Annotated in this window: 26 protein-coding genes; 5 read left to right on the top strand and 21 right to left on the bottom strand. The window is 57.2% G+C overall.

All coding sequences use genetic code 11. The annotated features are described in order from the left end of the window. Window positions 1-9: 9 nt before the first annotated feature. The 3 genes from HQL52_04270 to HQL52_04280 all read right to left on the bottom strand — a co-directional run bounded on the left by HQL52_04270 (window position 10) and on the right by HQL52_04280 (window position 2,197). Window positions 10-156 carry a hypothetical protein gene (locus HQL52_04270; protein ID MBF0368653.1) on the bottom strand — a complete coding sequence of 49 codons (147 nt, stop codon included), beginning with the start codon at window positions 154-156 and terminating at the stop codon, window positions 10-12. A 31-nt stretch (window positions 157-187) separates the two neighbouring features. Further along, the gene (locus HQL52_04275) at window positions 188-1,408 is read right to left on the bottom strand and encodes a hypothetical protein (protein ID MBF0368654.1); all 1,221 of its coding nucleotides are present in this window, start codon (window positions 1,406-1,408) and stop codon (window positions 188-190) included. A gap of 414 nt (window positions 1,409-1,822) precedes the next feature. After that, entirely contained in the window at window positions 1,823-2,197 is a 375-nt protein-coding gene (locus HQL52_04280) for a hypothetical protein (protein MBF0368655.1), read from the bottom strand. A gap of 338 nt (window positions 2,198-2,535) precedes the next feature. Between HQL52_04280 and HQL52_04285 the strand changes: the two genes are divergently transcribed. Beyond that, the gene (locus HQL52_04285; GenBank protein ID MBF0368656.1) at window positions 2,536-3,930 is read left to right on the top strand and encodes a hypothetical protein; all 1,395 of its coding nucleotides are present in this window, start codon (window positions 2,536-2,538) and stop codon (window positions 3,928-3,930) included. Window positions 3,931-4,027: 97 nt separating this feature from the next. Here the strand turns inward: HQL52_04285 and msrB are convergent, their stop codons facing one another. From msrB to HQL52_04315, 6 genes are all read right to left on the bottom strand, one after another. After that, window positions 4,028-4,525, bottom strand: a complete 498-nt coding sequence (gene msrB / locus HQL52_04290; protein MBF0368657.1) for a peptide-methionine (R)-S-oxide reductase MsrB — start codon at window positions 4,523-4,525, stop codon at window positions 4,028-4,030. A 105-nt stretch (window positions 4,526-4,630) separates the two neighbouring features. Further along, window positions 4,631-5,224, bottom strand: coding sequence for a peptide-methionine (S)-S-oxide reductase MsrA (msrA, locus tag HQL52_04295; protein MBF0368658.1), 594 nt, complete (start codon window positions 5,222-5,224; stop codon window positions 4,631-4,633). 220 nt (window positions 5,225-5,444) lie between these two features. Then, complete coding sequence (locus HQL52_04300; GenBank protein ID MBF0368659.1) at window positions 5,445-5,693, bottom strand: hypothetical protein; 249 nt, start codon at window positions 5,691-5,693, stop codon at window positions 5,445-5,447. Between the two features lie 109 nt (window positions 5,694-5,802). After that, a complete protein-coding gene (locus HQL52_04305; protein ID MBF0368660.1) occupies window positions 5,803-7,206 on the bottom strand; it encodes an HD domain-containing protein in 1,404 nt (467 codons plus the stop codon). A 106-nt stretch (window positions 7,207-7,312) separates the two neighbouring features. Continuing rightward, window positions 7,313-8,215 carry a radical SAM protein gene (locus HQL52_04310; protein ID MBF0368661.1) on the bottom strand — a complete coding sequence of 301 codons (903 nt, stop codon included), beginning with the start codon at window positions 8,213-8,215 and terminating at the stop codon, window positions 7,313-7,315. Between the two features lie 26 nt (window positions 8,216-8,241). Next, window positions 8,242-8,958 carry a DUF1643 domain-containing protein gene (locus HQL52_04315; GenBank protein MBF0368662.1) on the bottom strand — a complete coding sequence of 239 codons (717 nt, stop codon included), beginning with the start codon at window positions 8,956-8,958 and terminating at the stop codon, window positions 8,242-8,244. 121 nt (window positions 8,959-9,079) lie between these two features. Here HQL52_04315 and HQL52_04320 point away from each other — a divergent pair, with 121 nt between their 5' ends. Further along, the gene (locus tag HQL52_04320; GenBank protein MBF0368663.1) at window positions 9,080-9,952 is read left to right on the top strand and encodes a hypothetical protein; all 873 of its coding nucleotides are present in this window, start codon (window positions 9,080-9,082) and stop codon (window positions 9,950-9,952) included. A gap of 95 nt (window positions 9,953-10,047) precedes the next feature. Here the strand turns inward: HQL52_04320 and HQL52_04325 are convergent, their stop codons facing one another. Both HQL52_04325 and HQL52_04330 read right to left on the bottom strand, forming a co-directional pair. Further along, entirely contained in the window at window positions 10,048-10,554 is a 507-nt protein-coding gene (locus HQL52_04325) for a hypothetical protein (protein MBF0368664.1), read from the bottom strand. 64 nt (window positions 10,555-10,618) lie between these two features. Continuing rightward, complete coding sequence (locus HQL52_04330; GenBank protein MBF0368665.1) at window positions 10,619-11,056, bottom strand: hypothetical protein; 438 nt, start codon at window positions 11,054-11,056, stop codon at window positions 10,619-10,621. 221 nt (window positions 11,057-11,277) lie between these two features. Between HQL52_04330 and HQL52_04335 the strand changes: the two genes are divergently transcribed. Further along, window positions 11,278-11,898 carry an arylesterase gene (locus HQL52_04335; protein MBF0368666.1) on the top strand — a complete coding sequence of 207 codons (621 nt, stop codon included), beginning with the start codon at window positions 11,278-11,280 and terminating at the stop codon, window positions 11,896-11,898. Window positions 11,899-11,940: 42 nt separating this feature from the next. On the opposite strand, the gene HQL52_04340 is transcribed toward HQL52_04335, so the two are convergent. Together HQL52_04340 and HQL52_04345 are read right to left on the bottom strand one after the other, a co-directional pair. Further along, window positions 11,941-12,450, bottom strand: coding sequence for a cyclic nucleotide-binding domain-containing protein (locus tag HQL52_04340; GenBank protein MBF0368667.1), 510 nt, complete (start codon window positions 12,448-12,450; stop codon window positions 11,941-11,943). A gap of 5 nt (window positions 12,451-12,455) precedes the next feature. After that, the gene (locus HQL52_04345; GenBank protein ID MBF0368668.1) at window positions 12,456-13,040 is read right to left on the bottom strand and encodes a hypothetical protein; all 585 of its coding nucleotides are present in this window, start codon (window positions 13,038-13,040) and stop codon (window positions 12,456-12,458) included. On the opposite strand from HQL52_04345, the gene HQL52_04350 reads away from it, so the two are divergent. Next, window positions 13,039-14,793: a glycosyltransferase family 39 protein gene (locus tag HQL52_04350; GenBank protein MBF0368669.1), complete on the top strand. Its 1,755-nt coding sequence runs from the start codon at window positions 13,039-13,041 to the stop codon at window positions 14,791-14,793. The genes HQL52_04345 and HQL52_04350 overlap by 2 nt on opposite strands. Here the strand turns inward: HQL52_04350 and asnB are convergent. Further along, entirely contained in the window at window positions 14,753-16,669 is a 1,917-nt protein-coding gene (asnB, locus tag HQL52_04355; GenBank protein MBF0368670.1) for an asparagine synthase (glutamine-hydrolyzing), read from the bottom strand. The two genes, HQL52_04350 and asnB, sit on opposite strands and share 41 nt — an antisense overlap. 148 nt (window positions 16,670-16,817) lie before the next feature. Between asnB and HQL52_04360 the strand changes: the two genes are divergently transcribed. Beyond that, window positions 16,818-17,786, top strand: coding sequence for a glycosyltransferase family 2 protein (locus tag HQL52_04360; protein MBF0368671.1), 969 nt, complete (start codon window positions 16,818-16,820; stop codon window positions 17,784-17,786). Window positions 17,787-17,801: 15 nt separating this feature from the next. Here HQL52_04360 and mutL read toward each other — a convergent pair whose 3' ends face one another. From mutL to ssb, 7 genes are all read right to left on the bottom strand, one after another. After that, window positions 17,802-19,844, bottom strand: coding sequence for a DNA mismatch repair endonuclease MutL (gene mutL / locus HQL52_04365; protein ID MBF0368672.1), 2,043 nt, complete (start codon window positions 19,842-19,844; stop codon window positions 17,802-17,804). 34 nt (window positions 19,845-19,878) lie between these two features. Beyond that, the gene (locus HQL52_04370) at window positions 19,879-20,460 is read right to left on the bottom strand and encodes an endonuclease (GenBank protein MBF0368673.1); all 582 of its coding nucleotides are present in this window, start codon (window positions 20,458-20,460) and stop codon (window positions 19,879-19,881) included. A 109-nt stretch (window positions 20,461-20,569) separates the two neighbouring features. Continuing rightward, window positions 20,570-20,845 carry a cupin domain-containing protein gene (locus HQL52_04375; GenBank protein MBF0368674.1) on the bottom strand — a complete coding sequence of 92 codons (276 nt, stop codon included), beginning with the start codon at window positions 20,843-20,845 and terminating at the stop codon, window positions 20,570-20,572. Between the two features lie 124 nt (window positions 20,846-20,969). Next, the gene (locus tag HQL52_04380) at window positions 20,970-21,863 is read right to left on the bottom strand and encodes a hypothetical protein (GenBank protein ID MBF0368675.1); all 894 of its coding nucleotides are present in this window, start codon (window positions 21,861-21,863) and stop codon (window positions 20,970-20,972) included. Window positions 21,864-21,978: 115 nt separating this feature from the next. Further along, window positions 21,979-22,974: an arsenosugar biosynthesis radical SAM protein ArsS gene (gene arsS / locus HQL52_04385; GenBank protein MBF0368676.1), complete on the bottom strand. Its 996-nt coding sequence runs from the start codon at window positions 22,972-22,974 to the stop codon at window positions 21,979-21,981. A gap of 278 nt (window positions 22,975-23,252) precedes the next feature. Beyond that, window positions 23,253-23,669, bottom strand: a complete 417-nt coding sequence (locus tag HQL52_04390; protein ID MBF0368677.1) for a cytochrome c — start codon at window positions 23,667-23,669, stop codon at window positions 23,253-23,255. Between the two features lie 42 nt (window positions 23,670-23,711). Continuing rightward, window positions 23,712-24,269 (bottom strand): single-stranded DNA-binding protein, encoded by a 558-nt coding sequence (ssb, locus tag HQL52_04395; protein ID MBF0368678.1) that lies wholly within the window; start codon window positions 24,267-24,269, stop codon window positions 23,712-23,714. Window positions 24,270-24,365 lie beyond the last annotated feature (96 nt).

The following is a 24,365-nucleotide window of genomic DNA, read 5'->3' on the forward strand; positions in this document are numbered from 1 at the left end:
TTAAAGGTTTTACCCGATCACGAACAGAGGCGATGGATTTTGACGGGAGGCGTTCAGAGGCGTTTCAGAGGAAGGGGGCTCTTCTGACTTCATAGCTGTCGGTTGGGTCTGGAGAGACCCAACCGACAGGGTGAGATAAACTTTCAGCCAAGGCATGGAAAACGCCTGCTGTTTCAATCAGGGGGGATCAGCCGGATTTGCGACGAGCAAAGACCCTCATGGTGCCGGTTTTGGGCCGCATGAGAGACCAATAGGCGGTCTCCCAGTTCCAGACCGGAGCCGTTTTGTAGGTTTCAATCAGTTTATCTTCCAGCTCCCGGGAGGTGCCCTCAAAACCGCTCAAGGCTTCCTCGATCTGCTCTTCACGCTTTTTTGAGTGGGGAATCAGCTTGCCACAATACCACTCTTCACTGGTGGGGTTGCGGCTATCTTTGGCGATGCTTTCACCCTTGCCATTCACTGGGAAATCTTTCTGCTTTTTGCGATCCGGCATGTTCTTCTCAACATCGCCAAACCGTCCTTCCCGGGTTTCACCACCCGCCAGCTCTTGGTGACCAAAATCACCATTGGGATCAAACCGGTTGGTCTGAATCAGCAGGCCATCCTTGGATTTGCGGATCGATTTATTGTCAAACCGACCGATCTCCACCACACACGCCTCATCCTTCTGGGTGCCGCAGAGAGTCAAAAAGACCGGGGAGCTGACTTCCCAGGATTGTAGGGCGATCAACGCCTTGTCATAGGTGTCGATGGCGGGGTTTTCCAGCAGCCTGCGGAGCTTGAAGGTGGGGTCCATATCCTCATCGGTGGATCCTTCGAACCAGGGGGCATAGTTGATGGCAATGGAAAAGCCTGGCTTAACCCCGGTGAGAGCGCCCAGCATCCCCACCACCCCCACCCCGGTATAGAGGGTGTTGCCATCCAGATCCTGGACATCAAAGATGCGGGTAGCCTGACCCAAAGGCCTCGCCCCCTGCCAGTCGAGACTGCGCATGCAGATGGTCTCACCCAGGTCGGCATCCCACACACAGGTGGTGGAGCAGGCAAAATGGGACCAGGTGTAGGCTCGCTGAACAAAGGCCATTTGGGAGCGCGACAAAATTTTTCCGCTTTTTTTGGAAAGCCAATCACTTTCATCAAGGTAGTGACCAAAGCCCCGGTAGACGATACCGTACATGAGCTTGGCAAGCCGCCTGGCATACCATCCATACTTCCCCTCGAAAGCCATCTTCCTGAAAGCCTTACAGATATCTGTGAAAGCCTCCCTATCCTCCTCACCCAGGAAAACATCCTCCCAGATCTCCTCGGGTTCCTGCTTTTGGCAGTGCACGATCCGTTTCATCTCCGAACCCAGTTCGGGCATGGTATCGTCATAAGTTCGTTCATCTTCTTGAGAGCATTTGTCCATAAAAATCTTCCTTTGATTCAATTGTTTTTGAGTTGTCCAGCCCAGATGGCTCTTGCACCGGGCTGCTGGGAGTTGTTCCTATTTAATTGATTAAAACACTGGATTATCTACCGAATCATATCGATTTAAAACACCCATTGAAACAGACGATGGGAAGGGCTGCTTTGTTCGCCATTCATTTTTGACTGGAGATTTTTTCTGAAAACGTCAAGAGGCTGCCCCCCTTTAGCCCCACGCACAAAAGGCCACCTCCTTTTTAAGGAAGCGGCCTCTTGGGAATGAATCATTCTGGATTGCCCACGCCATACGACCCGCTCCCACAAAACCGTGAAGCGACCATCTGGCATAAGCTCCCCTTTACCGCCACCATCCTATCCTTGGCAGCAGGGTCCAGGATTTTACCGATTCAGCTCATTACAGAATGCTGAAGCGTTTTTTCTTGAAAAAATAGTATCCGCCGATAGCCCCGATACCCAGCAACACCCAGGGATTCATGGCGGCCAGGTTCAGACCCAGCACTTTGCCGGAGGCCAAAGAAGCGGGAAAAGCCTGGGCACCCACAGCACTGCTGGTCATGATGCCTCCCTGGGCCACTCCCGTGGCTGCGGCACCCTTACCCATAACAGCGGCTCCGCCAGCTCCAGCAGCTCCGGCACCAGCGCCCGCACCCGCTCCGGCGGCCTTGGCCCCAGCCAAAATTTTGGGGGTCTGAAATTCCAGGGTTCCCGGTCCTATAACAGTGACTTTTTCCCCAGCAGCCAGTGTGGTGACAATTTCCGCTCTCGGCATGTCGATTCCTCGAAGGATTGGATGGTTAATCCGATATTTTCAATGGGACGCTCAATGGTCTGACATCATCATACTCAATTTAGCAGAAAATGAAAGTTTGCAAAGGGATTGACCGCTTTATCATCACTCAAAAACTATACCACAACACATTCCAAGAAGCATTATCAGTCTGGTTGTCATTTTCATTCACATCCACAAAACCCCTCACCAGCCCAAGCCAAAAGGATGGGATGGATTGGCCCTCTCCTTCTATCACGATGGATTGTTGTTGCAGCCAAACCGTCTCCCATGATACCAGGGAACAGGGGAAAATCATCCGTATGGACAAGGGGGGATAGATGAAAAAGCAACAAAAAAAATCCGTGCGCGGGCTGTTCAGACGTTGGTTCGTCGAATATAACCCACTCTATTTTTTCAGCGCTCTCTGTATCCTCCTGGGGGTGTTTCTGGTTTCCCAAAGCTTGGAAGATCTGGTCCAGGATCAGTGGTCCTTGGGGCAGGTGATCCTTTTTTCCGTGGTGCAGGCCTATGAACTGCTGCTGATCGGGGGGGCTTGGCTGCTCTATCGAAAGTTGGGACAGCGGCGGCCCGGGGTGATTCTCGGGATGATGGCGGTGCTCTTTCTGTTTGACACCACCTTCCGCCTGGAAAGCGTTGTGGGAACAGGCTATTGGGGATATTCCCTGGCGGCGATCTGGGTGGGATTGCTGGGGGTCAAGGTGGTGGGGTTGCATCGTGCCTTCCACCTGAAAATCAACCCTCAGGCCCTCGCACTCATCCTGGCTGGGGGGGTGGCTATCGGCGCATTGCCCCACCTGCTCGCCATGCCGGGAGTAAACAAACCAGCCATTTTTCTCATAGCCAACTGGGGGCTGGCCTTCATCGGAATGATGGTGCTCCCCAACCGCCTGACCTTCAAAACAGATATCCCCCTGGAAAAATGGGGGGAGACGGTTTTGGGGCGGATATCCAGGGGATTTTGGATCGCCCTGCTCTTTTTCTATTTTTATCACCTCTGGAACCACATCATCTGGATCGGCCCAAACCACAGCGGGACTGTCCTGTCCCAGATGGTGCCTTACTTCTTCGCTGTAGGGTTGAGAAGCTCTGAAGAGAAGGGGGCTTGGTTTGTTGGGGTGGTTGCCCTGCCCCTCACCTTTTTTTCCCCCTCCTTTGTAGCCCCCACCGCTCTGGCTGTTGCGGGCATGTTTGCCTGGCGGGCCTGGCGCAGGGGGGAAGAAAATGGGTGGGTGGGGACGGCTTTTGCAGGCTATTTTTTCCTCTGGTCCCTGGGTTGGAGCCAGGGGCCGCCGCCAGATTTGCCACCCCCCCTGTCGTTTGCCAGCTTTTTCCTGGTGGCTTCGTTGATTTTTCTCGCTTGGCGTCTTCAGCTCTTTTTTGCCAAGCTCCTGCTCTTTTTCGGTTTTGTGATTGCAGCCAAAGATCTGATGTTTTTCATTCAGGATCTGGCCATCAAGCTGGCCGGGGTGTTCCCCAAAACCCGTCTGGGCTGGGGGATGATGCTCCTGGGGGTGGGTTTTCTCGCTCTGCTGGGAGGGCTTTGGATCAACTGGATGGCGCGCAAGGGTGGAGAGTGGGACAAAGCAGCGGATGAAACAGAGGAATCCGCTGAGTCGGAAAACATGGCAGAGGCTCCAGAGGAATCGGGGGATGAGGGGGAAGCCGATTCCATCCGGGAGGAGCCCCCCCCCAAGGCTGAACAAACCCCTTAAACCCAACCGCCCCCCACCCCAAATACGACGGTGGGGGGGGGCAGGTCAGTCAGGAGTAGCCTTCAGATTGGGGGAGTATTGGGGATTTCCCTGCTTTTCAAGACGCTTCGGAGGGGTTGAATTTCAGCGCCAGGCCGTTGTTGCAGTAGCGCTTACCAGTTGGGGGGGGGCCATCCTTGAAGACGTGTCCCTGATGGCCACCACAACGAATGCAGTGGTACTCCTCCCGGGGATAAAAAAGCTTCATATCCCACTCGGTCTCAACAGCCCCTTCGATGGCGGCAAAAAAACTGGGCCAACCGGTGCCGCTGTCATATTTCATTTCAGAGGTAAAAAGGGGCAACTCACACCCCGCACAGACAAATATCCCCTTGCGATGCTCTTTGTTGAGGGGGCTTGAGTGGGGGCGTTCGGTCCCCTCTTTGCGGAGCACCTCAAACTGCTCCGGGGTCAAAATCGCCCGCCATTCATCTTCAGTTTTGGTGATTTTATCCACAATCGCTGCGGCCTCCAGGTGTGATGTCAGCAGGTTTGAACCCATCCAGACCGATCCCCCAAAAGCCAGGGTGGTCCGGATAAAATGGCGTCTGTTCATGGTCTTTCCTTTTTCCCGGCTATTCGAAAAAAGGGTCGGCTTGGTGCCAAGTCAGGGGTGATAGCAGCACTTTCCCACTTGGATCACCGACACCTCACACGCGCTCTATTTTTTCCCCCACAGCTCTTCCAGACGGTTGTCCCGCCCGCATCGGGATTTATAAAAAGTGTAGCGCAGGGGATTGGTCCGGTGAAAGTTTTGATGGTACGCCTCAGCTGGATAAAAATCCGATGCCGGGGTGATTTGGGTAACAATGGCGCCATCAAAGGGCTTCTCCTCCATCAGAGCCGACAGTGAGGCCTGGGCGAGGTTGAGCTGTTCGTCGTTATGGTAAAATATTTCCGCCCGGTATTGACTGCCCCGATCACAAAACTGTCGGTCCGGGGTGGTGGGGTCGATATTGCGCCAATAGATGGCCAACAACTCGTCATAGCTCACCTTGGCCGGATCAAACACCACCTCCACCGCTTCGGCATGCCCTGTTTTCCCCCGGGAGACCTCCCGATAGGTGGGATTTTTTTGGCTGCCGCCGATATAGCCCGAAGTGGTCTTGACCACCCCCTCCACCTCATCAAAAACCTGCTCCACACACCAAAAACAGCCCCCCGCAAAGGTAGCGGTTTCCAGCTTGGACTCATCTCCCTGAGCCATACCGGGGATCCCCAGCCCCAGCCCCAAAAAGAGCCACATGATTTCCATCGCCATCACTATTCTCCCCTGTTCCCGGAAATCCATCGTTCTGAAATCATCAGGATGCCCGGAATCGTCAGACAGCCTGAAACCGTCATGGCCAGACTTGCCCAAATCATTATCAAAATCGAAAACCCTCGGAAACGGCTTATCCCGACACTTCAATGGACAGGCAAAGGGGTGGTTTCGTTCCCGGGCATGGGGAGTCAGAGGCAGGAAAAATCTGGAATCAGCCGCCGCTGGTGGGATCGGCTACGCGACCCATGAAAAGAATTTGACCATATCGGCGTTCCCGAATCAAAAACAGAAAGGGGTGGTCGGCGCGGAACTGGGGGATGGGCGGTGGGGCCTCTTCGGGAAGGCAGCCAGCCAAAATCAGCATCGCCGTGGCAGCTGCGGCTTCGGTGCCTTTTTCGTTCACCTCCAGGAAGGTTTTTTGAATCACTTCAGAGAGATAGAGCTCCCGGTTGCCGCTCATGCCGGAAAGATCCGCCGGGCCATATCAGATCCGGATCCTCGTCCGGCTTGACCTGAGGGGGATCTCCGGGAAAACGGCTCGACTCCATGGTGCGCTCTCGCTCTCAGGCTCAGAAAGGGGGTGTCTCTGCGATGGGCTGGCCTTGGGCATCCCGGTTTTGGACCATGTCGATAAAGGTCTGTAGAAGATTGGGGTCAAACTGCCCCCGCTCTTTCTCCTCGGTGAGAATACGCAAGGCCTTTTCCCGGGGCATTCCCTTGCGGTAAACCCGATCTCCGGTCATGGCGTCCCAGGTGTCGGCGATGGCAACGATGCGGGCCAGCAAAGGAATCGCCTCTCCACCCAGTTTGTCCGGATAACCTTTGCCGTCCCAACGTTCGTGGTGCCAGGCGGCAATTTCGGCAAACTCCTTAAACCGCTTGAGGGGCTTCATGATGGCGGCGGTATGGTTGGGATGGTGCTGCATGGCCTGGAACTCTTCGTCGGTGAGTCCGCTGGGCTTGTTGAGAATGGCATCGGGCACCCCGATCTTGCCGAGATCGTGCATGAGCGCCCCTTTTCGCAAAAGCTCCAGCTTATCATCGGCCAGACCGATATGACGCCCCAAAGCCACCGAATAGCGGGCCACCCGGGAGGCGTGACCAGCGGTATAGGCATCCTTGGTTTCCAGGGCCTTGATCAGGGAGCGCAACGCCTGTAGATAGGCCTCTTCCTGGGCCTGGATAAGCTGCTGGATGTTTTCGGCCATGTGATCGATGGCCCCCCCCAACCGCCCCACCTCATCCTGGGGCAGATTGGCGCCTACCCGGCTTTTCAGCTCACCTTCACCAATCTGGCGGGTGATCCGGTCAAACTGCCGGACGTGACGGATCAGCAGATGATGGATCATCCACCAGAGAAGAGCGGCCATCAACACCCCGTGGATCACCAACATTTGCAGGGTGCTCTCCTCATATTGGTCGTCCATCTTTTTGATCATGGCAAATGTTTCATCCAGATTAAGCTCCGCCTCGATGCCACCGATCACCCGATCGTCATGGTGCAGAGGAATGAGCACATCCATGGTTCGGGGGTGGCCTGCCCCGCCGGGATCCCCTGGCTTCGACAGCTCCTCAAAGATCATCGGCTCCCCCGTTTGCAGCAACTCCCCATATTTGCCATCCAGGGGTTTGTCCGGGTGGGGGCCGGGTTTGGAGTGGGCCAGCACCCGGCCCGAGCCATCGAAGAGATAGATCTTTTCGATGGAAAAATCATAATTGTCCCGGTGATGGAAGATATGGGGATCCCGAATGATTTTTTCCAATTTTTCCGCCGGAAGTGGTACCGGCAGTCGGCGAATTTCCCGCTCCAATCCCATGAGAAAAACAAGCGCCTGTTTTTGCACCTGATCCCAAATGGCCCCTTCAATCTGCTCTTCAGAGTTGTACATCAAAAGCAGGGTGTTGGCGGTAGAAAGCACCAGGATGACGGCAATGATCTTGATGGTGATGGGGAGGTTGAAAATCGATTTCATAAGGGAATATTCTCTAATAGAGCGGCTGATAAGGGGAAATCCATGATTTTGCCCGGATCAATCCAGAACAGATCCCCCCACCTGGATAGACCCACTATAAATCCTCCTACAAAGATCGCAACCAGAAGGGGCGTAACCGAGTGTCATCGTCTGTTTGACACGCTTCGATCTCCGCAAGAAGCCGCTCTCGATCCTTGGGCAGGGTACCGGCCAGGGCCAGGGCGTTGGAGGCGTGATTGGAGCGAAAGATGATTCGTCTCGGCAGAGTGGTGAGTCCGCTTAAAAGTCTTTTTTGTTCTTCCAGAATAGCGTCATCTTCCTGGACAACAAAGGGGGGATCGAAGCGACTGAGAAACGCCTCCTTGATAGCGGGGGCCAACATCAATTGCAGGGTCGAAAGATAGTGCACCGGGGCCTTTTCCAGCAGGGTGACAGTGTGGTCGATGTGGGGCTGCCAAAGCGTTTGCCCCCCCAACCCCAGCACCACCGTGGCGGAAACCTTAAGCCCTGCTTGGGCCGCTTTCTGCAATCCCTCGATCATGCTCTGTTGGTTTGCTCCCTTGCGGATGATTTTCAGCAAGAGATCATAGCCGCTCTCAATGCCATAATAGAGCAGGGTGAGCTTATTGTTTTTGAGTGTTTCCAGCTCTGAGAGGGATTTCTTGAGCAGATCCCCCGGGGTAGCATAACAAGAGACCCGGGTGAGCTTGGGGAGCCGTTTTTTCAGATGAACCAAAATTTCCAAAAGATGATCCGTGGGCAGGCAGAGGGCGTCGCCGTCGGCTAGAAAGACCCGGTGGGCGTGGGGCCATATCTGGGCGGCTTGATCGATATCGGCGAAGGTCGCTGCCAGGGGTTTGATGGCAAAACGTTTGCTGTGATACATCGAACAAAAGGTACATTGATTGAAACCACAGCCGATGGTGGCCTGAATGATGAGATTGTCCCCTTCCGAGGGGGGGCGGTAGAGGGGATCATCATAATCCGGGAAGGGGGGAAAATCGGCCATGGATCGGATTCAATCTCCAAAAAGCATCAGGGGGACGACTGATTAAGCTGGGAGAGAATGGCCGCCAGCCACCCCTCCTTGAGCCTTTGCAACATGGGGCTTGGGTGGGCATAGAGGCGATCATCCCCCGCCACCGCCACGCCGACGGTGGTAAATCCTTTGAGGGCGGCCAAACAGGGCTCCACCAAAGGCAAAAGCCCCTTATCCCGCCCCCACCCCACCAAAACCGGCGTTTGGCCCGGCGCTCCCAAAAGCTCCTCACGCTCTTTTTTTCGGGAGACGGAAAAAAGCGTATGGGCTCCCCCTCCCCGCACCTGGGAAAGCTGGCTTACCGTGCGGATCAAGATCGGACTCTTGGGCTCCCTCAAGTCCGATAGATTCAACACCCGGGCGTGTTGATACCCCTTGGCCGCCATCAACCGCATCACCTGATACTGGGTGTTGTCCGGACGGGTGGGGGTCAATTCCATCTCCACACCGATCTGACTGGGGGAGCGCACCCGCCGGGGTTGATAATCCCGATCCAGGGGGCGGGAGGAGCCGGGATTCATCATGATCACCAGAAGATCCGGGGCCAGGGTCATGATGCGGTTCGGCTCCTGGGGGGTACGCTCGTGGGCGATCAACTCCAGCACCGAACGACAGTGGTAGAGAACCCCCCCCAGGGTCATCTCATAAAAATGGCCGTAAACCCCGAAGCGCAGCTTCAGGTCAGCGGCTTTAAGTGCAATGGGATTGGTCATCCCCATATGCTGGCGATCTGCAAGGGCCGGGGCAAGGGATGCCAACAAATGATCCAAACGGTGATAGAATCATCTGGTGTCGGATGACCAGAATGATGTCAGCATGGGAGGGAAAGAGACCGTGATACCCATCATCTCCGGTGAGTTTCGCCTGAATGGCCAGAAAGATCAAAGCGCCTGGCGTCATCTCCTGATGGTCCTGCTGCCGGGGCTTGTTTTGATCCTGGCTCTGGGGGAGCGGCTGCCTGTTGCTCCGGGCATGGCCCTGGGGGGAGTCGCTGGGATCTATGTGATCATGCGGGTACGAGCCATCCGCCAGCGACAATTCCACTGTGGGGCGTGTGGTGAGGGGATGCCGGATAACAGAGAAGGCTATTGCACTCCCTGTGAACGCTACAATGTGGTAGGCACGCTACCCTTCAAATCGGTGTTGGATCATCGGGAGTGGCAGGTCATCCAGCGTCTCTTCACCGCCAGCATGGTTCTCCTGGTGGTTGGCTCCACGGGGTTGCTGGCCTGGGCGGGCTGGGGCTATCTGCCCAAACAGTTCAATCCTGGCGATTCCCCCCCAGCCACCCTGCAAATCCTGGTGGAAAATCAGGAAAACAAACGGGTCATCAAACCCTGGCTGCTGGCAAAAGATTTTACCCAAAGATCGGTGTGGCATTTTTATGCCCAACCGGGGTCGGGAGAGACCACCAGCGAGGGGATAGGCGAAGGACGTTGGTGGATCAAGCAGGAGAGCAACGGCTCTGTGCATGTGCGGGTGGAGCTGACCACCCATCGACTGGATGCCCCGGGTTATCATGAAAGTGAATATCGGCTGACCGGGGATCACCTCGAACCCCTCTATCACAACACCGATGCGGGCATTCCAGCCCTGGTGATGACCCTCCTGACGGTGGGCATGCTCTGGGGAGGACCGATCTTTATTCTCACCGGAATCACCATCTGGCTCTATCGATTTTTCCGGCGCTGGGGACAAAAGGGATAGCCAGTCGGAAGGCATTCAGCACACCTCCCCCTCACCAGCAACACCCCAGGGGAATACATCTTGCCTTGGCGGCTGGTTCAGCCTGACATCCGTGGCTATGGAGCCTGGGAACCTGAGGCACTCAAAGGCACCAGCGCCTTGGTGGGTTCCGGTTCATTTGGGTTGGTGGTTTCGGTGTCGTCAGATAGCTTGAACCGCTCGGGAATGATGGGCAGATCCCCAAAATAGAACACTCCGGTCGCGGCCAAAATCACGGCAACGATGAGGGGAAATGCCACAGAGCGATCCTCCCCTTGATCCGGGGTGACGGATTGCGGGTGGTCAGGGGAGGATGGGTTGTCTGGGGGGGTGGATTGGCTACCCTTGGCAACCGGGGCTTGGCTGATTCTGCCCCGGGAGCCGGATTGCTGGTAATCCTTGAAGGCGTAGGGTTTGGTTTTTCGGAGTTTTTGTTCAAACTGCGACACCGCCGCCTTGGCTTGGGCCAGCCCCTGCCCGGTGGCTTGCCGGAAGATCCGGATGGCGATTATTTCACTCCCCTCCAGCAGAGCCTTTTCTATTTCGTAGCGTGGTTTGAGTCCAAGCTTTTCCATCTGGTCCATTCAGCTACCCCCCATTTGTCAAATTCCCCCCCATTTGACCACATCACCACCCAAGCCCCCAGGCTCAATCGCCATCACCGCCATCATCGCCATCATCAAAACCACCCCCCCAATCCTCCTCGTCACCGTTATCCCAATCCCCGTCAGGCCTTCCCCTCTTCACCTCATCATCGTTATCCCCATCCCCCGAAAACGCCCCTCCCCCAACCGCCATACCCATCCCTACGCCGCCCATCTCCATCAGGTGGTCGCTGTCGTCGCGGTGGTCATGGTCGTGATCCCGTTCCCGGTTGCGGTTGCGGGGATGGTGACGCCGGGCTTTGCGGCGTTGGGAGCGTTTGGCCGAAAAAAAAGTCGCTACAAAAAAGAAAATCGCCCCAAAGAAAAAAAAGTTTCGGCCCGATTCGCTCTCCAGGACAAAATGTTGATAGAGAGAGACCCCCCAAAGCACCAGGATGATCATATAGTTGGAAAAACGACTCGGCTTTTTGGCCACGGTCACCACACCTCCCCCATCTGGTTTACTCCCCTGATCGCATCTTATGGGAAGCTGGACACACCCGCTTTCAACCATACTGTGAGCCTGATTCTCTTGTCCAACGAACTCTCCAGCGCTCCTGTAGAAACAGTCGGGGGGATTGTCTGGATGGTGGATGACGGGATAGAGTGGCTGCAAAAAGAACCAGGTGACGATTCATCCAGCTGAACGGGGGCGAAAATTTCATGGCACGATTTGGCAAAAGGGGGTGGGGCTGGCTGCTGGTATTATTGATCGGCCTGGGTGGTTGTGACGATGTTCAACAGGGCACGGCTCTGAAGGAGGATGCAGTGATTTTGGCATTTGGCGACAGCCTGACATACGGCACCGGTGCGGGGTCCGGGGAGAGCTATCCGGAGATATTGAGCGGACTCATCAAACGCCGGGTGGTCTCTTCCGGCATTCCCGGTGAAGAGTCTTGGGAAGGACTCGCCCGGCTGCCGGGGGTGTTGAGCCGCCATGATCCGAAGCTGCTCATTCTCTGTCACGGGGCCAACGATATCCTCCAAGGACGCCCATGGGAGGAGATCACCGAAAACCTCAACGCCATGATCCAACTCGCCCAGGAGCAAGGGATTCAGGTCGTTCTCCTGGGTGTCCCCTCCTTCGGCATTCCCCTCTCCACAGCCCCCTTCTATGCCCAGGTGGCCGAAGGGTTTCAAATCCCCCTGGAAAAAGAGGCCTTCGTCGATATTTTGCTCGACCCCTCCATGAAAACCGACTGGGTCCACCCCAACGCCAAAGGCTATCGGGCCTTGGCTAGGGCGGTGGCCAAGCTCTTACGCCGTCATGGTCTGATTGTTTGAACTCGAAGGTGGAGAGAGCGGGCCGACAAATCGACTGAGCCCTTATAGATCGGCCTCTTCCCGGGCCTGGTCCGGGGTGTTGGCCCCAGCCATGGCGGCCTGGGTGGCTTTTTGGAGTTGAACCATCTTGAGGAAGGAGCGATTCATGTGGGACAAGCGCCCCAGCAGGATCTTGATGGTCTGGAGTTGAATCTTCACCTTGAGGTCGGGATCCAGACTCTGATAGGTCTCGTCCGGTAGTTGAAAAAGCACCACCGGCTCCCGAGCGATCACATCGGTGGTGCGGGTTTGGTGGGTAAAGAGGGCCACCTCACCAAACACCGCCCCCGGAGTCAACTCCGCCAGAGGCGAGGAAGGGGCACTGGCCTTGGCGACTTCCGCCTTGCCGCTGATGAGCACATAGAGGGTACGGTCGGTATTGCCCTCATGGATAATGTGGGTATCCGCCACAAACTCCTTCATCAGGCTGCCAGCGCAGATCTGATCCTTTTCCTCTTCGGTGAACTCCTCAAAAAAATCAATTTCACCCAAGAGTTCCTTCATCTCAGCCATCGATCTTACTCCCCCCCCGATCCCTCCGGGCTTTTTTTGCCACCACCTCGGCCCATTTGAACGAGCCGAGCCAAAATCAATCCAAAAAAGAGGGTACCCTCCTGCCCGCTGAATCGCCACCCCAGATGTGTCTGACACTGTCGACACAGGGAAATTTGCCAGAGCGTTCCCCTGAACCACGAAAATTCCCCCGAAAGCTCGCCCACATTCACACAACCCGGGGCGCGGGCAAAACAGCCGATGCGAAACACCACGCCGTGGGGATTGAAAAAGGTGTGTTGATGCTTCCCATCCTTTTCGATCCGCTCTTTGAGGGTGGTGATGGGCTGGAGGCAATCGCGGCAACAGAGGGCTTCCTCCTCCTTGTGCACCTCCTCCTGATCAGGCTCTTCTTGATGGTTCGGATGGCTGGGATCACTCCCTCCGATGCGGCGAAGCTGTACACTCTGGGCTTGGGATAAGCGCGACGGGTGGCGGGAGTGGATGGCGCTGGATATAGTAGCTCGGGCGGCAAACAGCGGTGGCCGGGCATCTGGTTTGCCGATACGCCAACCATCCCTCACCCCAGCCAACCGGTCAGAGCGGGGCATGAACGAACAACACCCTGATAGCCAATCCCCTTTGAGCCCCCAGGAAAAAAAGGCGTGGGAAGGCCCTTTTCCACCCGGCCCCCATCTTTTTGACTGGCTCTCCTCGGCGCTCTTCATCGGCCTTGCTGTGGTGATCCTGATGACATTCATGGATTACGGCCTCAGTTGGGACGAACCGGAGCAGGTGCGCTATGGCAAGCTGATCCTGGATTTTTTCAGCTCCGGCTTCTCAGACCGGGGGGCGATTGAGGTGTGGCCAAACCTGAGCCTGCGGGGGGGGCTGTTTGATACCCCAGTGCAGTTTCTGGCAAGCCTCTCCTCCTGGGGGGATTTTGGCGTCCGCCGCCTGGCCATTCCCCTGACGGGTTTCGTGGGCATCGTCGGCTGCTGGCGGATGGCCCGGCTGGTGGGGGGGGCACAGGCGGCTTTTTGGGCGGCGCTGTTTTTAATCCTCACCCCCTCCTATTATGGCCACATGTTCATCAACTCCAGCGACATCCCCTATGCCGCTGCCATGATCTGGGCCTTATACTATCTCAGCCGCCTGTTGGCCGCCCTACCCCACATCCCCACCCACCTCTCAGTCAAGTTTGGCCTCACCCTGGGAGCCGCCCTCGGAGTAAGAATCGGCGGGGTGCTGGTGATCGGCTATAGTGGCCTGCTGGGGCTTTTTTACCTGGGCCGCTGGCTCCAAAACCGCCTCCCCCGCCGGGAAATCATCAAACGTACCCGGCATCTCGCCCTTCATCTATTGCTGAGTTTCACCATCGCCTATCTGGTGATGATCGCCTTTTGGCCCAAGGCCCTCCTCGATCCCCTCCGGGTGCCCCTGGAGACCATTCTCTTCATGTCCCGCTTTCCCTGGCCTGGAGATGTGCTGTTCAACGGTCGGTTTACCCCCTCCGGGGAACTCCCCTGGAACTATCTGCCCCTCTATTTCAGCATAAAGTTGCCGGAATGCCTCCTCTTTTTTCTGGGCTTGGCGATTCCCATCTCCTGGGGCCGGATTCAACAGGCGCGTCTGACGGGCTCAGGGGAGCACATTCTGGCCTTTTCCCTCCTCTGGATGGCTATCACCATCCCCCTGGCCTATGTGCTCATCGCCCGCCCGGTGCTCTACGACGGCCTGCGCCATTTTATCTTCCTCATGCCCCCCATGGCGGTGCTGGCCGGAGTGGCGGTGACCGCCAGCCTGGCTCGGTTGCGTAAGCGAAGTCAGCGGGCGGGGATCTGGGGAGTGATCCTGCTGGTGATCGCCCTGGCCTCCCTGACCCGGGTGATGGTGGGGCTGCACCCTTATCAATATGTCTATTTCAATACGTTGGTGGGGGGCGTTCAAGGAGCTTCCGGACGGTTTGAACGGGACTATTGGGCCACGGCTTATCGGGAGGCGGTCATCAAGATGGCGGAACATGCCCGGGAGGAAGCGCGGGTGAGGGGCATCGACTTTGAAAACCACACCTATCGGGTGACGGTGTGTGGCCCGTTGATTTCGGCGTCTCACTTTCTGCCGGAAAATTTTATTTCCGAGCCCAGGCTCAACCATTCGGACTATTTTCTGGGCTTTACCCGCTGGAACTGCAACCGCCCCGGCTCCGGCCAGATTGCCACAGCAGTCACCCGGGAAGGGGCGATTTTGGCGGTGATCAAAAAAATCCCCCAGCGGGCGCTTCAAGATCATGTCGGGAGTACAACCGGAGATCAATCCACCATCACCTCCCTGGATCACCCCCCCCCCCCCCCCGCACATTGACCCCCCAGCGATAGAGAGCATACAGGCTCCAGAGCTTTTTGCCGTGATCCCTCTTTCCCGCCTGATGATCCCGCCACAACCCCTCAATCACCTCCCCATGGAACCAGCTCCGGAAGGGGCTCCCCGGATCAAACAGCACCTCAGCCACCCGCTCCCGAAAAAGCCCCCGCAAGAGCGCTGAAACAGGTAAGGCAAAGCCGTGCTTGGAGCGGTGGACAATCTCTTTTGGCAGATGCTTCAAGGCCATTTTTTTCAGCAACACCTTGGTCTGCATGCCCTGCAATTTATCCCCGCCCCCCAGGCGCAACACATACTCCGAAAAATCCCGCCCCAGATAGGGAGAGCGCACCTCCAGGCTGTGAGACATGGCCGCCCGATCCACTTTGGTGAGAATATCCTCTGGCAGATAAGTCACGCTGAAGAGATAGAGCAGCCGGGAGAGCCGATCCGAATTGTCTCCCACAGCCAACAATCGATCCAACGCCTCCCCCACCCCGCCATCTGCCGCCACCGAAAAAACCTCCCGCCGCCAGAGCGGTTTTTGTGTGGATGGCCCAAAGGGGGAGAGCCAGTAAAAAGGCTGATGATCCACCCCATACCCCCAGCCGTGGGAGAGTTGGCCCAAGCGAAAGCGAAAGCCCATGTAGCCGTCCGAGGGGGGTATGCGGTCCAAAAGCTTGCGCAATGCCACGCCACTCCTCTGGGGAAACCGCTGCATCCATCCAGCAAAGCGACTCACGGGAAAGTTGGGATAACCGGCAAAAAGCTCATCCGCCCCATCCCCCCCCAAAGCCACCGTCACTCTGGATTTGGCATGGCGGCAAAGCAACCAGGTAGGCAAAAAGGAAGCATCGGCAAAAGGCGCATCCAACCCCTGGGAAAACCCCTCCAGCGCCTGCAATAGATCTCCCTCCTCCGGCGCCATCACCTCATGAGCCAACCCCAAGTGTTGCGCCACCCTACGAGCTGGCCCCGATTCATCAAATCGCTCCCCGGGCATCTGCACAGTAAAGGCCGATACCGAGCGGGTTTCCCGGGCAGTGAAGGCGGCAATCAGGGAAGAATCCACCCCCCCGGAGAGAAACACCCCCACCGGCACATCGGCAATCAGACGCTCCCGCACCGATTGGGCCAGCCGCACCTCCAACGCCTCCATCCGCCCCCCCTCGGAGCCATCCGAAACCACATCCCCCCCCCCAGGCTTGGGTCGCCACCAGGTGCTGCATTTCACCTCGCCATCGTGAAAGGTCAAAAGCGTTCCGGGAGGCAATTTTTTGATCCCACCCAATCCAGTTCCCTCCCCGGGGAGATATTCCATCGCCAAAAAGAGCGCCACTGCTTCCTGGTCGAAATCGCTCCCGGCGAGCAGAGGATGGCGCAGCAGGGATTTTATTTCGGAAGCAAACAGCAGCACCCCCTCCCTGAGCGCATAAAAGAGGGGCTTTTCCCCAAATCGATCCCGAGCCAGATAGAGGGGGCCGTTATGTTCGGCACGAAAGGCAAAGGCAAACATGCCGTCGATGGTTTGGAGGGTGTTGTGTACTCCATTTCCCTTGAGAAGCTGAAAAAGCACTTCGGTATCGGATTGATCCTGAAGAACGATCCCCTGCTCCCGGAGGGTTTTGGCCTGGGCTTGATAGCCGTAGATCTCGCCGTTATAAACCAGCGCCGCGCCACTCCCCTCATCCACCCGGGGTTGCCGCCCACCCCGGGGATCGATCACCATCAGGCGCACCTGACCCAGGGCCAAGTTTTCATCCCGCCACACCCCCTCGCCATCCGGCCCCCGATGGCGGATGGGTTGGAGCATTTTTGTCAGCCGCTCCCGGGTTTCATCCGCCCCCCCGGGAGCCGAAAATCCCACAATCCCGCACATACCCTCAGCCTCACTTTTTTCCCGGAAGCCCCACCACCCGGATGGGAGCCCCCTTCACATTCCAAACCCCTTCCGGCCATCCGGTTTACCCCACCCCAGGGGAACGGTATCATGGGTCAGCTTAAACCGCCTCCTGGAAAGGCCCCCCATGGATTTTTCGGTATTGGTTCCCATCCACAACGAAGAGGCCACCATCGCCCCCCTCTATGGCGAAATCATGCCGGTGATGGAAGCCCTGGGGGGAGAATTCGAGCTGATTTTGGTAAATGACGGCAGTCTTGACCAAAGCCCCGAAAAGCTCGACCAGCTTGCACTCTCCGACCCCCGGGTCAAGGTGATTCATTTTCGCCGCAACCACGGCCAGACCGCCGCCCTTATGGCCGCCATCGATCATGCCCGGGGGGAGATATTGATTCCCATGGATGGGGATTTGCAAAACGATGCCCGGGACATCCCCCGCCTGATCCAAAAGCTGGCAGAGGGGTATGACGTGGTTTCGGGCTGGCGCAAGGAGCGGCAGGATGGCCTGATCAAGCGTCGCCTGCCTTCACGCCTGGCCAACCGCCTGATCTCGAAGATTTCCGGGGTGACTCTCCACGACTATGGCTGCACCTTGAAGGCCTATCGCCGGGGGGTATTGGAAAATGTCCGGCTTTATGGCGAGATGCACCGTTTCATTCCCCTCTATGCCGCTTGGGAGGGGGCAAAAATCACCGAAATACCGGTCAACCACCGCCCCCGCCGCTCGGGGCACTCCAACTATGGCATGGATCGGGTTTTAAGGGTGATCCTCGATCTAATCCTCATCCGCTTTATGGAGAGCGCTTTTGACCGACCCATGCAGTTTTTCGGCAAGCTGGGGTTTGCGAGTTTGGGGCTGTCATTTTTGGCAGGGGTCTGGGCATTGATTCTGAAATGGTTCGGCACCTCATTCATCCTGACCCCGCTCCCCTTGCTGACGGTATTTCTGGCGCTCTCGGGGGTGCTGTTCGTGCTGTTGGGGTTGATTGCGGAGTTGCAGATGCGAATCTATTTCGAAAGCCAGGGCAAACGCGCCTACGCCATCCGGGAAATGAAAAATCTGAACCCCGAAGAGACGCCCCCAAAAACCGGATAGAAGCTCGGGGTTAGGCTACCTGCGCCCAAACATTTTTTCCAAGTCGTTTTTGCTGAGGGTTACGTAGGTGGGGCGACCGTGGCTGCATTGGCCGGAGCGGGGGGTGGATTCGATCTGTCTGAGGAGGGCGTTCATCTCCTCCACGTTGAGCTTGCGGCCGCTCCGGACTGAGCCGTGGCAGGCCATGCGGGCGATGATTTCGTCGCGTTTTTCCTTGAGCGCCGATTCCCCGCCATATTTTTCCAGCTCCTCCACCAAATCCAGCACCAACCCCCTCGCCTCGGATGTCGCCAACGGAGCCGGAAGCTCTCTCACCGCAAAGGCGTTCGGGCCGAAAGACTCCACCACCACCCCGAGGTTTTTCAGCGGATCCAGCTGGGCTTCCACCTGGGAGGCCTCCTTGGGAGACAACTCCAACACCTCCGGAATCAACAACAGCTGCCCCTGCACCCCCTCCCGATCAAAAGAGGCCTTCAACCCCTCCATCACAATCCGCTCATGGGCGGCATGTTGATCCACCAACACCACCCCCTCCCGGGTTTGGGCCAAAATATAGGTGTCGTGAATCTGCGCCAAAGCCCTGCCCAGCGGCCCCTCCACCACCTGCTCCAGAGGCGGCTCCTGGCAAGCCTCGGTGGGGGCATCCGATCCGCCGTCCAACCCGGCAGAGCCCCCGTCCGGCAAGACCGGCTCCCGCAGATCCAAACGGTGCTGAAGGGGAGCGCTGCTTTCGGAAATCCGATACTGGCTCTTACCGGTATAACCGGAGCCGTACACTCCACTTCGCAGACCCGAATCCCGGGGACGGGGAGAGGATCGATCCCACTCCACCGGCTGGGAGGCGGCTGGGGGGAGGTTGGCAATAATCTCTTCGCCTGGATCAGCCAGGGGATCGTCGTGGTCGTTTTTGGGAAAAGGAGGGGCTGGCGGGGGAGCCTTTTCAACCGGGGCACCCACCCCCGGATCAGCTGGATCCCAACCCGGCATGGTCTCCCCAGCCACAGGGGGTGGCGTCTCGATAAATTCACTCCCCAAAGAAGCCAGCGCCTGACTCAAGGTGCGGCGGATGGTGGAGTGGATAAAATTTTGCTGGCTAAAACGCACCTCCCGCTTGGCCGGGTGAACGTTGACATCCACCTGATCCGCTGGAAGATCGATAAACAGCGCCACCACCGGATAGCGATCCCTGGGCATCACCTGGCGATAGCTCTCCCGCACCGCATGGTTGACGGTCTGATCCTTGATCCAGCGGCCATTGACGAACAGGTGCATGCCGGAGCCATTTTTGCGGTGGAGGTTGGGCAGCCCAATCCAGCCCCGAATCGTCACCTGCTCCTGAACCCCATTCACCTCCAGGCAGTTGTCGGCAAAATCCCCCCCCAGCACCGTCGCAAGCCTTTGGGCCAGGTGATTGTCGCTCCCTCCCCCCCGCACATTCACCACCTCCCGCTCATCCACATAGAGCCGAAACGCCACCTCCGGACGACTGAGCACCATGTGATGCACCAGGTCCGATACATGGTTGGTTTCGGTGCGATCCGCCCGCATGAATTTCAGGCGGGCCGGGGTGTTGAAAAAGAGATTGCGAATGGTAATGCGGGTGCCCACCGGCATCACCACCCGCTCTTCACTGATCTCCTTGCCCCCCTTCAGGCTCAAGCGCACCCCGTCGGGCTCCTCGGCAATGCGGCTCTCCAGCTCCATGTGGGCGATGGAAGCGATGGCGGGCAGCGCCTCCCCCCGAAAGCCCAAAGTGGAAATATTAAAAAGATCCTCCGCCGTGGCAATCTTGGAGGTGGCGTGGCGGGTGAGGGAGAGTCGGGCTTGCTCGGCATTCATGCCGCAGCCATCGTCGCTGATGCGGATCAATCGCTTCCCCCCCCGCTCGATGCGGATTTCAACACTCCCCGCCCCCGCATCCAGGCTGTTTTCCAACAGCTCCTTCACCACCGAAGCAGGCCGCTCCACCACCTCCCCGGCGGCAATTTTGTTGGCCAGAGCGTCGGGCAGCACCCGGATTTCCCGTTTGGTGGCCGAGGTTGGCGGGGCTTGGTTCATGGGAGCATCTCCAGGATGTTTGATAAGGAACCGTTCATGAAGGGGAAGGCTCCTGCTTCCGGGGATAGGGACAGCTGGTGATGGGGCATCCGCTACAGAGGGGTTTGGCCCGGCAGTGCTCCTTACCGAGACGCACGATCAAGGCGTGAAATTCGTTCAGCATCCCCACATCCACCGGAAATCGCTCCTCCACCCACCCTCGTAGAATCTCATAAGGGGCCTCTGCCTGCTCCACCCACCCCAAGCGGCCAAATATCCGCCGGGTATAGGCATCCACCAAAAAAAGAGGCCGCCCGGCAGCATACAGCAAAATCGAATCAGCGGTTTCCGGACCCACCCCATAAACCCCGAGCAACTCCTCCCGCAAGGCCCCGGTCTCCACTCTGAAAAGCCGGGAGAGATCATCCCCATAGCCTGCCAAAAACCCACACAGCGCCTTTAAGCGTTTGGTCTTCAAACGAAAATAGCCCGCAGACCGGATCAATTCCCAAAGAACCTCCTCCGGCAGATCCCGAATGGCCTCCGGGGAAAGATATCCGGCTCTCTCCAGCTGCGCCACTCCCCGGGAAGCCCCGGTCCAGGCGGTATTCTGCACCAAAATCGCCCCGACCATCATCTCGAAGGGGGATTTGGCCGGCCACCAGTTTTGGGGGCCATAAGCCGTCAGCAAAGGGGTGTAGAGCCTCTCCAGCAACGCGGCATCGTCCCGAAGAGCGACCACTGGATTATTCAAAAATATAGTGCTTGCGAACCGGCTGGATAATCTCCCAGGTGCAGGACATCCCGGCAGGAAAGGTGACCAGATCCCCCTGGCCCATCTTCACCGGCTCTCCCCCATCCGGAGTTACCACCACCTCCCCTTCCAAAAAAAAGCACGTTTCCTTCGCATCATAGCTCCAGGGAAAGGTGGAGGCCTCTTTGCTCCAGATGGACCAGCTCTCAACCCCTTGCTCCTCCAGCTCTTTCGGATCCGGATTGCGTATCAATGTGATCCCACTCATCTTCACTCACCTCCACACATCAACGGTGATTGGTAAAAAAATCGACTATAAGGCAACTGATTATGGCAGGCTCGGCGGGTGGGGCCAACGGATGGGAACAAACTTGGGGATCAGCCCCTGAAAATCACTCCGGGGAGAGAATAATGGAGTCCAAAATTTTCCGGCCCAGGGTGTGATCATCTGCTGTGGTCTGATTAACCACCAGCACATCCCACATGCTCCCTTCCCAAACCATCATCATCCCATCCACCGCTGCGGATTTCAGCACCTCCCGGCGCTTGTTTTCGGAGCGGATGCGACCGGAAAAAACCATTTTTTTCACCCCACCCTCCTCCCGCTCCCCTTGTTTCAAATCGATAATGGTGTGCGCCCCGCCTCCCACGAAGCGGCGCAAAAACAGCTTGGTCTCTTTAAAGTTTTTCGAAAAATCATACGACCAGGTGGTCGTTACCGCCGACATACCGGCTGAAACCGTGGTCTGTCGGGTTTTCATATGCCCATAGGAAACATACACCTTCACCGGCTTGAATTCACTCTCCAGATAATCCTCATCCAACGTAGGCGCCATCATGCCGGGAGTGGATGCGGACCGTAGCGCCTGGGCATAGGGAGAGAGCTTGGTTTGGACCATCCGGCCCGGCACTTTCAGCTTGAGATGATCATCTGGGGAAAACCACTGCAAGGGGGGAATTTTAATCTGTTTTTTTCGGGGAGAGGTGCTTTCGTTTTCAACTTCCTGGTGCAGGCTTCGCAACACATCTTTATAGTAGGGATATCCCCCAGCCAAAATCGCCACCACCACTATCGGCCAGATCGAAACGTTGGAACCCTTGGAACTCTTGGCTGCCCGCCCTCCCCGGGAAGGAAGCTCGGAGCCAACGCCAGCCCCTATCCCCTCCTCCCGGGGAGGGCGATATTTTTTGTAGATGATCCCGCACCTGGGACACTCCAGCGGGGAAACCAACTCATTGGCTGTTCGTTCATAATCACACTTGGGACACACCGTTGCCATCGCCATTCCCCCCTTGAAAAAAGCGTTTCAACCGGACGTTCCTTTGGCTGATGTGTAACTTCCACACTCTCCCACCAAACGGATCCTGGCATGACAGCCGCCAAACCACCCCCCTGCCAGCTCAGGCAGCCAGCGCCCCGGCACAGGAAGAGCCGCTACCGGCGGTGCAGGCGAAGCAGTGGTTGCCGGTGATAATCTGGCGGTGGCGGAGTTCCTTGGGATCGGTCGAAGCCAGCTCCCCCCCTTTATCGAGGGCCATGGGCAAGCCCAAAGCCAGATTGAAGTCGCAATCGTAGAGCCCCCCATCCCAGGCAATGCTGATCTGCCGACGGCACATGAGCCCATCCAGGGTATCGGGGTTGAAGGCCTGCTCCAGAAGCGCCCAATAGTCCGCCTCCTCCCGCCGTTTGCGCAGCTGGGCCAAAAATCGACCGATGGGCATGTTGGCAATGGTGAGAAGCCGGGTAAAAGAGAGGCCGAAACGATCTTGCATCTCCCGCCGATAGTCTGCTTCCAGGGTGGCCTGGCTGGGGGGCAGGGAAGGTCCACCGGGGTTGTAGACCAGATTCAGGGGCAGACTCGGATCCACCCCATAACCCAGGGTGTTGAGCAGACGAATCGCTGCCACCGATTGCTGATAACTCCCCTCACCCCGCTGGGCCTCGACGTTTTCTTCCAGGTAGCAGGGTAGAGAAGCCACCAACCCCACCCCCTGATCCCGCAGGAATTCTGCCATGCCGCCAAGCTCAGGCTCCAGCAGGACTGTCAGATTGGTGCGTACCTGCACCCGGATGTGACGCTCGGTGAGAGCGGTGATCAATTTTTTAAAGTGGGGGTTCAGCTCAGGGGCTCCCCCGGTGATATCCACTTCCCGGCAGTCGAGCTTTTCGGCCAGAGCCAAAACCCGCTCCATGGTCGCCCAGCTCATCGCCTCCCGGCGTCTTGGGGAAGCCGCCACGTGACAGTGGCGGCACTCCAGGTTGCAACGCAGGCCCACGTTGACCTGAATCGTCGAAACCCCACACCCCGGCAGCGCCGCCTCACCGGAATATTTTTCCACCGTTTGCAAAAAATCGTTCAAAACAGCCTTCTCCCTCACACCACACACCCTATCCATGACATGCAATAGAGCCCACCCTCACCCCCGGCTCATCGGGCTACCAAACCACGGATCTCAACTCGCTATTTTCTCCGGAAAACAACCAAAAAGCCAGTGACCTTCATGGCTTGGATCCCCTCCCACCCCCCATCAATACACCGACCAACCCCGGCACACACACAAAAACGCCGTCTGGCGATCCATCACCAAACGGCGTTTTTTTAAATCAAAACCTCATCCACCTGAAGCTTTTTCAGCTTGAAGGCAGACCGGGTGGTGACCGAAAAACCGTCAACTCAGTTGGCCGCCGGCTCACACTTGCAGATCGATTTGCGCAGATAGCTGACGACGTTTTTGATCTCCTGGTCGCTCAACTGCCCTTCGAAGGGGGTCATGTTTTCGGTCAAACCCACCGAAGCGCCGCCTTTTTTGATCACCTGGAAAAGATGGGCATCGGTTTTGGAGGACATGAAAGCCACATCGGTCAGGTCCCGGGGCTTGACCCCCAGGGATTCCGACAGCATACCGTCCCCTTTGCCTTCAAAACCGTGGCAGGGCATGCAGTAGCTCTGGAAGGTGCCCTCACCGGAAAACATCCCCCCTGACCAGGCGGCCTGGCTGGTGGGGTCGGGCTCGGCCAAAACGGGTGAGGCCATGAAAACAGCCCCGACAACACCCAATCCGGCAATCAAAGAAAGCGATAGGCGATTCATGGTTTACATCTCCTCAAACGGTTGACCATCGTCAACAGGTATCTAGAAGGGAATATCGTCGTCAAAGTTGGGGCCCTGGTTAAAATCGGGCTGGCTTTGGGGGGCACTGTTCTGCTGGGCCGGGGCCTGCTGCTGGGGAGCCGGGGCCTGCTGCTGGGGAGCCGAGGCCTGCTGTTTAGGGGCCGGAGCTTGCTGCTGGTAGGATTGCCCACCGCCTCCGCCGCCATAACCCGCTCCCTGACCACCCCCCTCAGAGCGTCCACCCAGCATGATCATCTGCCCGTCATAAGGGTTGAGCACTACCTCGGTGGTGTAACGATCCTGACCCTGCTGGTCGGTCCATTTTCGGGTTTGCAGCTTGCCTTCGATGTAAATTTTGCTGCCCTTGCGCAAATATTGCTGGATAATCTCAGCCAATTTGCCAAAAACCACCACCCGGTGCCATTCGGTCCGCTCCTGACGTTGCCCCTGTTTATCATTCCAGGAATCGGAGGTTGCCAAGCTGAGATTGGCTATAGGCCTGCCATCCTGGGTAAAACGGATCTCCGGGTCAGACCCCAGGTTGCCGATCAGTTGCACCCTGTTTAACGATCTGGACATCTTTCCGACTCCCTAACTGAAAAAAAACGTTCCGCAAACGCCACGAAATCCTTAAATTAAGGCGATACGATAAGGAGAAATGAAAATTGGCGCAAC

The organism is Magnetococcales bacterium (assembly GCA_015232395.1).
Classification (GTDB): Bacteria; Pseudomonadota; Magnetococcia; order Magnetococcales; family JADFZT01; genus JADFZT01.